The sequence below is a fragment of the Knoellia locipacati genome, from assembly GCF_044791685.1.
GTDB classification, from domain to species: domain Bacteria; phylum Actinomycetota; class Actinomycetes; order Actinomycetales; family Dermatophilaceae; genus Knoellia; species Knoellia locipacati_A.
Window position 1 is genome coordinate 467,140 of sequence record NZ_CP087730.1, and the last position, 13,558, is coordinate 480,697.

A 13,558-nucleotide genomic window follows, 5' to 3' on the forward strand; every position below is an offset into this window, starting at 1 on the left:
CCCCGCAAACCCGCGACACCTTACGGTGTGGGCGTGCGATCACAGCCTGCTCCCCCGACCCACCTCGTCCTCGCCTCGGCCTCGCCGGCACGCCTGGCGACCCTCCGCGCGGCGGGTATCGAGCCCGACGTCCACGTCAGTGACGTCGACGAGGACGCGGCTCTCGCCGCCGCCGAGGCAGTCCACGGAACCCTGTCGCCGGCGGACGTCGCGCTGCTCCTCGCGAGGGCCAAGGCCGAGGCCGTCGCCCGTGCTCGTCATGACTCCGATGACGCGGGAACCCTTGTCCTGGGCTGCGATTCGGTCCTCGAGCTCGACGGCGAGGTCCACGGGAAGCCGGCCGATGCGACCGAGGCGACCGACCGATGGCGGCGCATGCGTGGCCGCTCCGGCGTCCTGCACACCGGCCACTGGGTGGTCGACGACCGCGATCCCGACGACGGCGGCACGCGAGGCAGCCTCGGCGCGACCGCCTCGACCACCGTGCACTTCGCCCAGCTCGACGACGAGGAGATCGCCGCGTACGTCGCGACCGGTGAGCCGCTGCACGTCGCCGGGGCCTTCACCCTCGACGGGCTCGGGGCGCCGTACGTTCGGGCGATCGAGGGCGATCCCTCCAACGTCGTCGGGGTCTCGCTCCCGCTGCTGCGCGAGCTCTTGGCCGACCTCGACGTCGCCTGGCACGACCTGCGGGGCGACTGACGCGGGTATGCCGTGGCGCACGTCGTGCGCCACGGCATACCTGCGTCTGTGCTCAGCGAGCAGCAGCGACAGCCGCCTGGGCGTCGACGATGCCGTAGCCGTAGAGCGGGCTGAACTGGCCACGCAGGCCCACGACGGGCGTGCGCGCGGTGGTCAGGATCGCCTCCTCGGTCTGGTCGACCGTGCGGCCCTGGGCAAGGAGCAGCGCGGCCACACCGGCGACGTGCGGAGTCGCCATCGAGGTGCCGGCGAAGGCGTCGTAGCCGGCCACACCGCAGGAGCTCGTGACCTCGGTGGGGACGGTCGACCACACGTCGTCGTCGCAGGCGCCGAAGGCGAAGCCGCCCGGGGCGGAGACGACCTTGAGGTCGGGCTTGACCGGGAGCTCCGAGAACGCCGAGTGCACCTCGTTCTTGTCGGTGGAGCCCACGCAGATCCCGGTGCTCGAGAAGCCGGGGCTCGTGCAGGCGATGGTGGAGGTGTTGCCGGCGGCGATGACCGAGACTGCGCCCTTGGTGCGGGCGTAGTCGATGGCGTCCTCGATCGCGGTGTCTAGGCCGGTGATCGACAGGACCTGCGTGCCGGGCAGCGAGCCGAGCGAGAGGTTGATGACGTCGGCGCCGTGGTCGGCGGACCACCGGATGCCGGCGGCGATGTCGTCGGTCGTACCGGACCCGTCCTCGAGGACCTTGATCGGCATGATGCTGGCGTCCGGGGCGACGCCCGCGACGCCGGTCGCGTTGTTCGTGATCGCGGCCGCGATGCCGGACACGTGGGTGCCGTGGGAGTCCACGTCCTGGCCGACGCCGTCGGTGCCCTTCCAGTTGCCGTCGCTGCAGACCGTCACCTTGGCGCCACAACCGACGAACGTCGCGCCGGGTACGAGCTTGGCCGCGAGGTCGGGGTGCGCCAGGTCGACGCCGGTGTCGACGACGGCGATGGTCGTGCCGGCGCCTCGGGTGGTCGGCCATGCCTGCTCGGCACGCACCTGGGTGAGGCCCCACTGCTTGGCGCGCAGCGGGTCGTTGGTGGCGGCATGGGCAGGGGTTGCCGTGGCGGCGAGTGCGGTGAGTCCGAGGACACCCGCCAGGGCGGTGGTGCGGCGGAGTGCGCGCATCAGGGGAACCTTTCGCTGGGATCAGCCCCGACACGAGGCCTGACCCGCAAGAGGTTACCCAGAGAAACCATCGCTGTGCGCCGCAGCGTGACCCGAACAACGCCGCCTCGTGTGCCTGAGCGCGACCTCTGGGGCGCGCTCAGGCACACGAGGCCATGTTTCAGACGGGGGGTATGCCGCGTCGCTTGGTCGCGAAGGAGCGGTCCCGGTGCGCGGCGTAGCGGAGCCGGTGGACGAGCTCGTCGCGCAGGACCTCGGGCTCGACGACGTGGTCGATGACGAGGTCGGCGGCGAGGCGCTCGAGGTCGACGTCCTCCTCGTACTCGGCCCGCCGCGCCGCGACGAAGGCGTCGCGTGCCTCCGCGCCCTCGGCCGCCTCGACCTCGGCGATCTTGTTGGCGTAGACGGCGTTGACCGCGGCCTCGGGGCCCATGACCGCGATCCGCGCGGTGGGCAGGGCGATGGTCGCGTCCGGGCCGAACCCGGGTCCACCCATGGCGTAGAGCCCGGCGCCGTAGGCCTTGCGGACGACGACGCAGAACTGCGGCACCGTGGCCGAGGAGACGGCCGAGACCATCTTGGCGCCGTGGCGGATGATGCCGCCGCGCTCGACCTCGGAGCCGATCATGAAGCCGGGGACGTCGGCGAGGTAGATGAGCGGGATCGAGTAGGCGTCGCACAGCCAGATGAAGCGGGCGGCCTTGTCGGCGCTGTCGGTGAAGAGCACGCCGCCCTTGACCATCGAGTTGTTGGCGACGATGCCGACGGTCTCGCCGTCCATCCGGCCGAGACCGATGACGAGCTCGGCGGCGAAGAGGGCCTTGATCTCGAAGAAGCTGTCGTCGTCGACGAGCCCGTCGATGACGTCGTGCACGTCGAACGGCTGGCTCTCGCGCTCGGGGACCGACGCCCTGGTGAGGGGCGCGGTCGGCGCCTCCGCGGCATACGAGGGCAGGGGTGAGCGCCAGTTCTGCGGCATGTAGGAGAAGTAGAGCTTGGCGAGCTCGATCGCCTCGGTGTCGTCGTGGGCGAGGATGTCGCCGACTCCCGAGACGGTGCAGTGCATGCGCGCGCCGCCCATCTCCTCGAGCGAAACCTTCTCTCCCACAACCATCTCGGCCATGCGGGGGCTGCCGAGATACATGCTGGCGTTGCCCTCGACCATGATGAGGAGGTCGGTGAAGCTCGGGATGTAGGCACCACCGGCGGCCGAAGGCCCGAAGAGGCAGCAGATCTGCGGGACCTTGCCCGAGAGCGCCACCTGGTTGTGGAAGATCCGGCCCGCGCCGCGTCGACCCGGGAACATCTCGACCTGGTCGGTGATGCGGGCGCCGGCAGAGTCGACGAACCAGAAGACCGGCAGCTCCTCGCGCAGCGCCATCTCGGTGGCGCGCACGATCTTCTCGACCGTCCGCGCGCCCCAGGATCCGGCCTTGACCGTCGGGTCGTTGGCGATGACGATCACGGGCCGGCCGTCGACCGTGCCACGGCCGGTGACGACGCCGTCGGCGGGCAGGCCCGGCGCGAGCGCGTTGGCGTAGCGGCCGTCCTCGACGAAGCTGCCCTCGTCGACGAGCAGGGCGATCCGGTCGCGGACGTAGAGCTTGCCCTGCGCGGCGAGCTTGGCCGCGGCCTTCTCCGGCGCCGACGCCGACGCGGCGTGGGCCGCCTCGAGGCGGGCCCGGACGTCGGCGACGCGAGGGTCGCTGGACGGGGACGAGGAGTCGCTCACCGGCATACCCTCACTCTCTCAGTCGGGTCCGCGATCAGGAGGTCGGCAGACCGAGGTGACGCGCGATGACCATGCGCTGGACCTCGCTGGTGCCCTCGCCGATCTCGAGGATCTTGGCGTCGCGGTAGAAGCGGGCGACGGGGTACTCCTCCATGAAGCCGTTGCCACCGAAGACCTGCGTGGCGATGCGGGTCGCGCTGACCGCGGCCTCGCTCGTGTAGAGCTTGGCGATCGCGGCGGCCTTCTTGACCTCGGCGACCGAACGACGGCCGGCGTCGTGCTCGTCCTTGAGCCAGGCAGCCTTGTAGGTGAGGACCCGGCTCGTCTCGGCCATGACGGCGAGGTCGGCGAGCTGGAACGAGATGCCCTGGTTGACCGCGATCGGCTTGCCGAAGGCGGTGCGCGACGAGGCGTATGCCGTGCTCTCCTCGAGCATGCGCTCGATGAGTCCCAGCGCGAGGGCGGAGATGGCGATGCGGCCGTCGTCGAGGGTTTTGAGGAACTGCTTGAAGCCGCTCCCCTGCTCGCCGAGGAGGTTGGTCGCCGGGACGCGGCAGCCGGCAAAGCTGAGGCCGTGGGTGTCGGAGATGTGCCAGCCGAGCTTGTGGTAGGGCTCCTCGACGGTGAATCCCGGTGTGCCAGAGGGGATCATGATCGCGCTGATCTCGGGGCGGCCCTTGTCGTCGGTGCCGGTGCGGGCGGTGACGGTGACGACCGAGGTGATGTCGGTACCGGAGTTGGTGATGAAGGCTTTGGCGCCGTCGACGACCCACTCGTCGCCGTCGCGGACCGCCTTGGTGCGGGTGGCTCCGGCGTCGGAGCCGGCGTCGGGCTCGGTGAGGCCGAAGCCGGCGAGCGCGCGTCCGGCAACGAGGTCGGGGAGCCAGCGCTGCTTCTGCTCGTCCGTGCCGTAGGTGAGGATCGGGTTGATGCCGAGGCCGACGCCGGCGCTCAGGGTGATGCCGATGGACTGGTCGACGCGACCGAGCTCCTCGATGGCGACACAGAGGCTCGTGAAGGCGCCACCCTCCTCCGGGTCCAGGCTGCCGCCGAACTCCTCGGGGACGACGAGGCCGAACAGGCCGAGGTCACCCATCTTCGGGACTAGGTCGGTCGGGAAGTGCGAGTCGCGGTCCCACTGGGCCACGTGCGGCTCGACCTCGCGCTGGGCGAAGTCGCGCACGACCTTGCGGAAGTCCTCGTGGTCCTGGCTGAGCTCGAACATCGGTGTCCTCTCACGGGCGCGCGCAGGACTGGGTTGCAGCCCCGCGGCATACCGGCTCTTGTTCTTGACGTTGACGTCAACGTAAAGCAATACTGCGGCTCGTGGCAACCCGAGCCGGTGAGGACGAGACCTGGACGATCCGCGAGATCGCCGAGGAGTTCGAGGTGACCCACCGGACCGTCCGCCACTACGAGGAGCTGGGCCTCATCACGCCCGAGCGCCGCGGCACGACCCGGATCTACCACCGCCGCGACCGGACCCGTCTGGGGCTCATCCTGCGTGGCAAGCGGCTCGGCTTCCCGCTCGAGGAGATCCGCACGATCATCGACCTCTACGACGCCCCTCGAGGTCGGCGCAGCCAGCTCGAGTACGTCCTGGCCCAGATCGACGAGCGACGGGCCGACCTCGAGCAGCGACGCCGCGACCTGGACGACGCCTTGACCGAGCTCGGTCGCTTCGAGGACCGTTGTCGCGAGGACCTGTCCACCATCGCGCGCTGAGCGCGACCCAGCCCACAAGGAGACTCCCCATGGACCGCTCGGACGAACCGTCCGCCTTCGCCTGGATCATGTCGGGGACGGTGGCCGTCGTGGTCGCCGGTGGGCTGGGCAAGTTCCTGCTCGACCGGCGGCATGCTCGTGCCGCCGCCGAGGCGCGGGAGGCTCGGGAGTCCGCCGAGGCGGCCGAGCGGGAGGCGGAGCAGGCCGAGTCGGAGGGCCACCCGAGCTGACACGCGGCGAGGCCGGCACCCAAGTGGGGTGCCGGCCTCGCCGGTTGGGGACCGAGCCGGAGCTCCCAGAGGGGAGGGAGCCCCGACCCGGCCGTGGTGACGGGAGTGGGCCGGAGCCCACCCCGCGTCAGTCGTGGATCGTCATCACGGGTCGGTGATGACGACGGTGCAGGTGTACGTGCCGACGAGCAGGTCGTTGGCCGTGAGCGTCTTCGTCACACCCGCGTCACCCGGGAGCACACCGTCGACTGCAGTGCCTGCGGCACCACCACCGGTCTTGGTGCACGAGATCGAGTCCGCGAACGTGTAGTTCGTCTGCGGGTCGACCGCGACCGAGAGGTTGGTCAATGGTGCGTTGAGGAAGTCACCGATGGTGGCCGAGGTCGTGCCCAGGTTCACCGTGACCGTCCGGAACGTCGGAGCGGCGGGAGTGCCGGCGACCGGGGCGGTCTGCACCCATCCGGTCTTCGCACTCTCGACGACCGAGTAGGTGCCGGGGGCGACTCCCGTGAAGGAGTACGTTCCGTCGGCGGCCGACGTCTGAGCCGTCCCGACCTGCGTGCCCGCGCTACCGGTGTTACCCGTGTAGAGCTTGAACTCGAAGCCGGCGATACCGTTGTCACCAGGGGTGTCCTTGACCCCGTCGGCGTCGGCGTCCTTGTACTTCGTGCCCGAGAGGGTCGCGAGCGGGAACGCCGTCGTGTTCGCCTTGGCGCACGTCAGACCGATGCCGGACGTGTCCGTGAAGCCGGCCATCGTCTCGTCGTCCTCGACCGCGATGGTGCCGGAGGGGGCGGTCGGGCTGGCCTGGTACTCGTACGACCAGTCGATGGTGTCGCCCAGCTTGAGCGTGTTGACGAGGGTGTACGTCCGTGTCGTCGGCGCCGCGGCCGGGGCGGTCATGTTGACCGTGGTCGACGGACCGTTGTCATCCGGGTCGTTGATCGCGTACGTCAGTGCCAGTGCAGCACCGGAGGGGACGCCGGTGACCTCGAACGACTTGTCGATGAAGCAGGCGTTGCCGAAGTCGACGGTCGCGCCGGCCACGGTCTGGGTGAGGTCGTACTTCACGGGGTAGGCACCCACGTCACCGGGACTGGTGGTGAACGGGTCGGAGGCCCAGTACTCGCTGGCATTGACGATGCTGCCGTCGGCGAGCTTGATCTTCCCGGTCTCGTAGACGTCATAGGCGCCGGTTTGCACGTCGCTGAACGAGAGCGATCCGTTCTCGTCGGTGTAGCCGGTGAAGAGCGGCGTGGCCGTGGCTGGGTTCGCTCCATCGGCGAAGACCTTGAACTCCCAACCCTCGAGGAAGGGCTCGTCGGCCTGCTTCGTGCCGTTGGCGTTCTTGTCGAAGTACTTCAGGAGGTTCATCGGGCCACAGGTGGCAGCCTCGATCTCCACGAAGTCGTAGAGCGCAGCGGTCGTCGACGTCGAGGCGCGAGAGTTCGCGATCGAGGTGGCGAAGCACGGCGCCGGCCGGTTGAGACCCTCGTAGATGGCAGTCACGTCGAGGAAGCCCTCGATGAACGTGTTCTTCTGCAGCACGGCGTCGACGGACTTGTCGACCTTCTGCGGGGACCACCATGGCGAGACGATCGTCCCACCGCTGTTGGTGATGATGCAGAACTTGTTGGCGTAGTTGATGTTGTTCGGGTCGCACTCCGCCTGGGTCTGATTGAACGTGGGCGTGTTGGGCAGACCGCCGTCCCACGCATACCCCTGCGCGGTCCCGACGTTGCCGCCGCTGTCGTAGGCGACGACGGCGAGAAGGTCACCGTCGACGTGGTTGCCCGTGAAGGGGACGTTGCCGCCTCCACTGGTCTCGCACGCGACGTTCTCGTCCTGGAGCAACCAGATGCCGACGTTGTTCGTGCCGTTGTCGTCGTCCTTCTCCAGTCCGAAGAAGAAGACGGTGTGGTCGTCGGTGGCACTGTTGCTGTCGTGGTCGACGCGAGCCGCGTAGCCGTAGGCATTGACCCAGTCGCCCTTGTCCGTGGCGTTCTGCGCCTTCTTGCACTGCCAACCTGGGTTGATGTCCAGGGTGTCCTTGGAGCCGGTGGCGAAGTAGGAGAGGTCACCGTTGACGTAGGCGCCTGCGGCCGTCGTCCGGAAGTCCCGCGTGAAGTCGGGGTCGAGGATCGACGAGGGCAGGCCGGTCTTGGTTGTCGGCTCGGCGGTCGTCGAGCCGGCCGTGAAGAGGTCGTCCCAGTCATAGGGCGGATCGGCCGAGGTGTCGTCGAGGATGTTGCCCTCGAGCTCGTGGAACCCGACACCGGCAGCCAGCGCGCCTGGGAGCGTGAGGCCCATACCGAGGGCGAGGGCGGCGATGCCCGTGAGCGCGACGCGACGCCGACTCCGGGACGACGAGCGCGAGCGCCCGCCGGTGGACGTGGAAGACATGGTTCCTCATTCCGCCCCCGAAAGGGCATGGTGAATCGGAAATGAGGAGGTCGTGTGCCGGCTCAGGGCGACCTCGAAGACGCAGTGCGTCAGGGCCCTCGTGCCGCCGGCTCAGCGAACTAGGGGTGGCTCAGCCACATCCCTCAGCATGCACCCGCCCGAGTCCCCGCGTCCACGGATTCGCCGGATGGCGGGAACGTGCCACCCGTGACGGTTCTCGACAGGTCTGCGGCGTCGTGGGGGTCGCCCGCAGGACCCTCCGCCCAGACCCAGGAGGTGTCCCGGCGACCTTCTCGAGTACTGGCCGGACCGGCTGACCCGGGCCGCTCCTCCCGCCGTGGCGGAGCGGCGCTCCGAGCCTGGTGGCGGTTGCGTCCGACGCGCTGACGTCGGTCAGGCGTGGTCGGCGAGAAACGTGTCGATCTCGTCGGCCCTCGGCGCCGTGGCCGGCCCACGTCGGGTGACCTTGATGGCTCCCCCGGCATTGGCCCGGCGGGCCGCCTCGACCCAGTCCATGCCGCCCGCCCGGCACGCGACGAGGACGCCGGTGTGGGTGTCCCCGGCACCGTTGGTGTCGACCGGCTTCTGCGGGTACCCGTCGAGGTCGGTGGTCTCGCCGTCGACGTGCACCGCACATCCCTCCGGTCCGTCCCGGACGACGGCGACGGCTCCCACGGGCAGGTGCCCGACGCACGCGGCGACGGCGCGGACGATGTCGGCCTCACCGGTGAGGGCCTCGCTCTCCTCCGCGTTGCCCGTCCAGACCGTCGTCAGTGCCAGCATCCGGGCGCGGATCTCGTCGTCGAGCTCGGCGAAGATCGCACCCGGGTCGAGCACGACCTCGACCCCCTGGGGCAACCCACCGAGCCACTGCAGCAACGGATCCCGCGTCGTGCCGGTGAGGCTGTAGCCGCTGACGCAGACGAGGTCACCGGCGCCCGGCCGCGAGGTCTGGAGCGACTCAACACTGATGAACCGCTCGGCCGCCTGCGTCGTCACGAAGGTGCGCTCGGCGGTCGGCTCGAGCATGACGACGCAAATCCCGGTGTCGAGGTCCGGGACGAGCGGGCTCGACACGGTGACGCCCTCCGCGGCCAGCGCGGCCCTGACGAGGTCACCGTGCGGACCCGTCCCGGTCGCTCCCGCGTGGACGCAGTCCGCGCCCTGACGCGCGGCCGCGAGCAGGATGTTGACCGCTCCCCCGGCATACTCGGCCGGAGGCGGAGCCATGACGTTGCCGCCGCGACGCGGGAGCGACGGGACGTCGATGACGACGTCCACGAGGGCCTGCGCGGTGTGGATCACCCGTGGAGACATGGACCGCAGCGTATGCCGTGTGCTCCCGGCTGCGAGGATGTCGCCGTGAGCACTTCGGCACCGCAGGTCCCCGCGTCACCGCGCTTCGACTCGATCGACGAGGTGCGCGACCGCCTCGGCGAGACCGGCTACCTCGCCTCGGACGCCATCGCGACGACGACGTTCCTCGCCGACCGGCTCGGCAAGCCACTTCTCGTCGAGGGCCCCGCAGGGGTCGGCAAGACCGAGCTCGCCAAGGCCGTGGCGGCCGCGACAGGCGCCCGCCTCATCCGGCTCCAGTGCTACGAGGGCGTCGACGAGTCCCGCGCGCTCTACGAGTGGAACCACGCCAAGCAGCTCCTCCGCATCACCGCCGAGCGCAACGCCTCCGACGGCTGGGATGCCCTGCGCGACAACATCTTCAGCGACGAGTTCCTGCTCCCGCGCCCGCTCCTCGCAGCCATCCGGAGCGAGGAGCCGGTGGTCCTGCTCGTCGACGAGCTCGACAAGGCCGACGTCGAGATCGAGGGTCTCCTGCTCGAGATCCTCGGCGACTTCCAGGTGACGGTCCCCGAGCTCGGCACGATCCACGCCAAGCACCGCCCGTTTGTCGTCCTCACGTCCAACGCGACCCGCGAGCTGTCCGAGGCACTGCGCCGCCGCTGCCTCTTCCTCCACATCGACTACCCGAGCGCCGAGCTCGAGCAGCGCATCGTGACGCTGCGCGCCCCCGGCCTCGACGAAGCCCTCGTGGCCTCCGTGGTCCGGCTCGTGCAGCGGCTGCGCGAGCTGAGGCTGCGCAAGGCTCCATCGGTGGCCGAGACGGTGGACTGGGCGCGCACCCTCATCGCCCTCGGCGCGACGCAGGACGGCGACCTCAGCGCCGAGCTCGTCCGCGACAACCTCGGCGTCCTGCTCAAGCACCAGGACGACATCGAGCGCGCCGCCGTCGCGCTCGACCTCCCCGCCACCTGACCGGCCCGACCATGTCCACGGCACTCGACTCCCGGCTCGTCGGCTTCGCCCGAGCCCTGCGCGGTCACGGCGTCGTCGTGGGGACGAGCGACGTGGTCGACGCCGGTGCGGCGGCCCAGGTCCTGGGTCTCGACGATCGGGAGCGGCTGCGTGAGGGTCTGGCTGCGGCGCTCCTGCGCCGGGCCGGGCAGAGACAGGTCTTCGACGACCTCTACGACGTGTGGTTCCCAGCGGCACTCGGCGACCGCGAGGGCATCTCCACCGAAGCGCCGCCCGCCACTCTGGAGGACCGCCGGCGCCGGGCGGCCGAGCTCCGCGAGGACTTGGCTCGAGCCTTGGCCGCCGGCGACGAGCGCGCCCTCGACGAGCTCGCCGCTCGCGTCGTGGCCGAGCTCGGAGCCCTCGCCAACGCCGCGACCATCGGGTCCTTCTCGGCCCAGCAGGCCCTCGACACCCTCGCGCCGCAGACCGCCATCGCGGGTGCGCTCGCCCGGATGCAGGATGCTGCCGAGGACGCGCCGGGTGGCTCCGGGGACGGAAGCGGCGGGTCCGGCGGCTCGGGCGCCGGCGCCAGTGGTCCGGCCAGTGGCGGCGGCTTCGCCACCCGGTTCACCCGCGACGAGCTCCGCACCGAGGTCACCGCCTTCCGTCGTCGGGTGGAGACCGAGACGCGACGTCGCAACGCCGAGGCACGCGGTGCCGACCGGATCAGCCGGTATGCCGTCCGCGCACCTGCCGAGCAGACGCCCTTCCTCCTCGCCGGCCCGGCCGAGCTCGACGAGCTGCGGGGGGCGATCCAGCCCCTGTCCCGCAAGCTCGCCACGCGGCTGGCGGCCCGCCGACGTCGCGCGTCACGCGGCTCCATCGACGTGCGGCGCACCCTGCGCCGGTCCCTCTCGACTGGCGGCGTCCCGATCCGGCCGGCCATGCACCACGCGAGCCCGCACCGACCGGACCTCGTCATCCTCTGCGACCTGTCGTCGTCGGTCGCCGGCTTCTCGCGCTTCACGATCCTGCTCGTCCAGGCCCTCGCGACGCAGTTCCGCCGCGTCCGCATCCTAGGCTTCGTCAACCGCGTCGACGACCTCACCGACCAGGTGATCGGCGCCCCACCCGGCAGCGACCTCTCCCACGCCTTCGACGACCTCTCGCGGATGACGCGATGGCACCGCAACAGCGACTACGGCGCGGTCTTCGCCGACGTCGTCGAGCACCACCTCGACGCCATCAGCCACCGCTCGGCCGTCCTCGTCCTCGGCGACGCCCGCTCGAACCACACCGACCCTCAGTTCGACATGCTGCGCGAGATCGCCTCCCGCGCCCGCCACGTGTCCTGGCTCAACCCCGAACCCGCCCGCATGTGGGGCAGCGGCGACTCGGTCGCCCTGCGCTACAGCGAGATCGTCGACATGCACGAGTGCCGCAACGTCGCCCAGCTCCGCGAGTTCGTGAGCCGCCTCCTCCCCGTCTGACACCTCCCCTTTCCTGCCTGATCCACGAACGGGAGCCTTCAGCCCGAAACTGTTTCCGGCTGAAGGCTCCCGTTCCGTGATGGGCCGGAAAAGGTGGGGTCAGCCGTTGAACTCGTCGGGGTTGGGGCCGGTGCGGAACCCGCGGTCGAGCGTCGCGATCTCGGCCATGTCCGACTCGCTCAGCGTCAGCTCGGCGGCCTCGAAGTTCTCCGTGATGCGCGACGGCGTCACCGACTTGGGCAGGACGACGAACCCGCGGGCGATGTGCCACGCGATGACGACCTGGGCCGGGGTGGCACCGAGGCGCTGCGCGATGGCGCCGATCACCGGGTCGTCGAGGACCTGCTTGCCCGAGGCCAGCGGGCTCCACGACTCGGTGACGATGCCGTGGGCGGCGTTGAACTCGGCCACCTCGCGCTGCTGGAGGTAGGGGTGGAGTTCGATCTGGTTGATGGCCGGCCACTCGCCGGTCTCGTCGAAGAGCCGCTGGAGGTGCTCCACGTGGAAGTTGCAGACGCCGACCGCGCGCACCCGACCGGAGTCACGCAGGGACAGGAGCGCCTTCCACGCGTCGACATAGCGGTCCTGCTGCGGGAACGGCCAGTGCAGCAGGAAGAGGTCCAGGGTCTCGAGGCCGAGGCGGTCCATCGAGGCGGTGAACGACTCGACGGTCTCCTGTGCGCCGAACTCCGTGGGCCAGACCTTCGTCGTCACGAAGATCTCATCACGCGGCACGTCGGTGGCCGCGAGCGCACGCCCGACACCGGACTCGTTGTTGTAGAGCTTGGCGGTGTCGATGTGGCGGTAGCCGGTCTCGAGGGCCGCCAGCACCGCGGCGTCGACCTCGTCGTCGGGGACCTGCCACACGCCGAACCCGACCTGCGGGATGGTGACCTTCTGCGTACCGGACGTCAGGGTGATGTCGTTGATGGGCATACCTCCACCGTATGCCGGGTGCCCACCGGCCGCGCATGCCGCACCTTGGGGAAGGCGCCGTGGACCTGGGGCTGGGCGAGCACGACGCTGCCGAGGACCAGCGCCATCCCGAGGAGGTGCACCGCCCCGAACGGCTCACCGAGCAGCACGACGCCGAGCAGGGTCCCGGCGACGGGGTTGAGCAGGCCGATGACGGCGACGGCCCCGGTGCTCATCGACTCCAGGCCCTTGAACCACGCGACGTAGGCGACGCCGGACCCGATGAGGCCGAGGTAGGCCAGGGCCAGCCACCCGGAGAGCGGCAGGGCCGGGGGCGCGCCTTCGAGGAGCAGGGCGAACGGCAGGAGCACGAGCCCTCCGGCGACGAGCTGCCACGTCGTCACGACGAGCACTCCCTCGTCGGCCGCCCACCGCTTGGTGAGGACGAAGCCCGTGCTCGCCGAGGTGACGGCGCCGATGGAGGCGAGGAGGCCGATGAGATCGACGTGCCCGCCGCTGTCGCCCTGGAGGACGAGGAGGAGGACGCCGAGGGCACCGACGAGCGAGGCGCCCACGGTCGCGGGCGTGGAGCGCTCGCGCAGGATGGCCCACGCCAGACCCATGGTGATCATCGGTGCGACCGCCGTCAGCGTGGACCCCAGCCCGCTGGGCAGCCGAATGGCGGCCACGAAGAGGAGGGCGACGAACAGTCCCATGGTCAGCGTGCCGAGGACCACCGAGCGCCACCACCACGAGCCCCGTGGCAGGCGCCGGTGCCACGCGAGCATGAGCAGTCCGACGGGCAGGATCCGCATCACGCCGGCGAAGAGCGGCCGGTCGGCCGGGAGGAAGAGGTGCGTCACGGCATACGTCGATCCCCAGACGACCGGGGCGATCGCGGTGACGGCGACGAGCGCAAGGCCACCGAGCTTGGTCGACGAGATAGTTTCCACGGAAGATACAATACCTTCCGAGGAAGGTATATTCCAGC

The 13,558-nt window shown here is 70.3% G+C and carries 12 protein-coding genes; 5 read left to right on the forward strand and 7 right to left on the reverse strand.

What is annotated here, in order from left to right; translation table 11 throughout:
• The first annotated feature begins 33 nt into the window (after positions 1-33).
• Positions 34-702 (forward strand): Maf family protein, encoded by a 669-nt coding sequence (locus tag LL946_RS02145; RefSeq protein ID WP_404384315.1) that lies wholly within the window; start codon positions 34-36, stop codon positions 700-702.
• A gap of 52 nt (positions 703-754) precedes the next feature.
• On the opposite strand, the gene LL946_RS02150 is transcribed toward LL946_RS02145, so the two are convergent.
• The 3 genes from LL946_RS02150 to LL946_RS02160 all read right to left on the reverse strand — a co-directional run bounded on the left by LL946_RS02150 (position 755) and on the right by LL946_RS02160 (position 4,776).
• Positions 755-1,819, reverse strand: coding sequence for a S8 family serine peptidase (locus tag LL946_RS02150; RefSeq protein WP_404384317.1), 1,065 nt, complete (start codon positions 1,817-1,819; stop codon positions 755-757).
• 160 nt (positions 1,820-1,979) lie between these two features.
• Positions 1,980-3,557 carry an acyl-CoA carboxylase subunit beta gene (locus LL946_RS02155; RefSeq protein WP_404384319.1) on the reverse strand — a complete coding sequence of 526 codons (1,578 nt, stop codon included), beginning with the start codon at positions 3,555-3,557 and terminating at the stop codon, positions 1,980-1,982.
• A 28-nt stretch (positions 3,558-3,585) separates the two neighbouring features.
• Positions 3,586-4,776 carry an acyl-CoA dehydrogenase family protein gene (locus LL946_RS02160; protein WP_404386763.1) on the reverse strand — a complete coding sequence of 397 codons (1,191 nt, stop codon included), beginning with the start codon at positions 4,774-4,776 and terminating at the stop codon, positions 3,586-3,588.
• A 101-nt stretch (positions 4,777-4,877) separates the two neighbouring features.
• Here LL946_RS02160 and LL946_RS02165 point away from each other — a divergent pair, with 101 nt between their 5' ends.
• Entirely contained in the window at positions 4,878-5,276 is a 399-nt protein-coding gene (locus LL946_RS02165) for a MerR family DNA-binding transcriptional regulator (RefSeq protein ID WP_404384321.1), read from the forward strand.
• Between the two features lie 29 nt (positions 5,277-5,305).
• Positions 5,306-5,506 (forward strand): hypothetical protein, encoded by a 201-nt coding sequence (locus LL946_RS02170; protein ID WP_404384323.1) that lies wholly within the window; start codon positions 5,306-5,308, stop codon positions 5,504-5,506.
• 144 nt (positions 5,507-5,650) lie between these two features.
• Here LL946_RS02170 and LL946_RS02175 read toward each other — a convergent pair whose 3' ends face one another.
• Both LL946_RS02175 and LL946_RS02180 read right to left on the reverse strand, forming a co-directional pair.
• Positions 5,651-7,909 carry an SdrD B-like domain-containing protein gene (locus LL946_RS02175; RefSeq protein ID WP_404384325.1) on the reverse strand — a complete coding sequence of 753 codons (2,259 nt, stop codon included), beginning with the start codon at positions 7,907-7,909 and terminating at the stop codon, positions 5,651-5,653.
• A 393-nt stretch (positions 7,910-8,302) separates the two neighbouring features.
• The gene (locus LL946_RS02180) at positions 8,303-9,226 is read right to left on the reverse strand and encodes a PfkB family carbohydrate kinase (protein WP_404384327.1); all 924 of its coding nucleotides are present in this window, start codon (positions 9,224-9,226) and stop codon (positions 8,303-8,305) included.
• Positions 9,227-9,271: 45 nt separating this feature from the next.
• On the opposite strand from LL946_RS02180, the gene LL946_RS02185 reads away from it, so the two are divergent.
• Together LL946_RS02185 and LL946_RS02190 are read left to right on the forward strand one after the other, a co-directional pair.
• Positions 9,272-10,180 carry an AAA family ATPase gene (locus LL946_RS02185; protein WP_404384329.1) on the forward strand — a complete coding sequence of 303 codons (909 nt, stop codon included), beginning with the start codon at positions 9,272-9,274 and terminating at the stop codon, positions 10,178-10,180.
• Positions 10,181-10,191: 11 nt separating this feature from the next.
• The gene (locus LL946_RS02190) at positions 10,192-11,652 is read left to right on the forward strand and encodes a VWA domain-containing protein (RefSeq protein ID WP_404384331.1); all 1,461 of its coding nucleotides are present in this window, start codon (positions 10,192-10,194) and stop codon (positions 11,650-11,652) included.
• A 99-nt stretch (positions 11,653-11,751) separates the two neighbouring features.
• On the opposite strand, the gene LL946_RS02195 is transcribed toward LL946_RS02190, so the two are convergent.
• Both LL946_RS02195 and LL946_RS02200 read right to left on the reverse strand, forming a co-directional pair.
• Positions 11,752-12,588: an aldo/keto reductase gene (locus LL946_RS02195; RefSeq protein ID WP_404384333.1), complete on the reverse strand. Its 837-nt coding sequence runs from the start codon at positions 12,586-12,588 to the stop codon at positions 11,752-11,754.
• On the reverse strand, positions 12,564-13,520 hold the full coding sequence (locus LL946_RS02200; RefSeq protein WP_404384335.1) for an EamA family transporter: 957 nt from the start codon (positions 13,518-13,520) through the stop codon (positions 12,564-12,566). Before LL946_RS02200 ends, LL946_RS02195 begins: the two co-directional genes overlap by 25 nt.
• Positions 13,521-13,558: the final 38 nt, after the last annotated feature.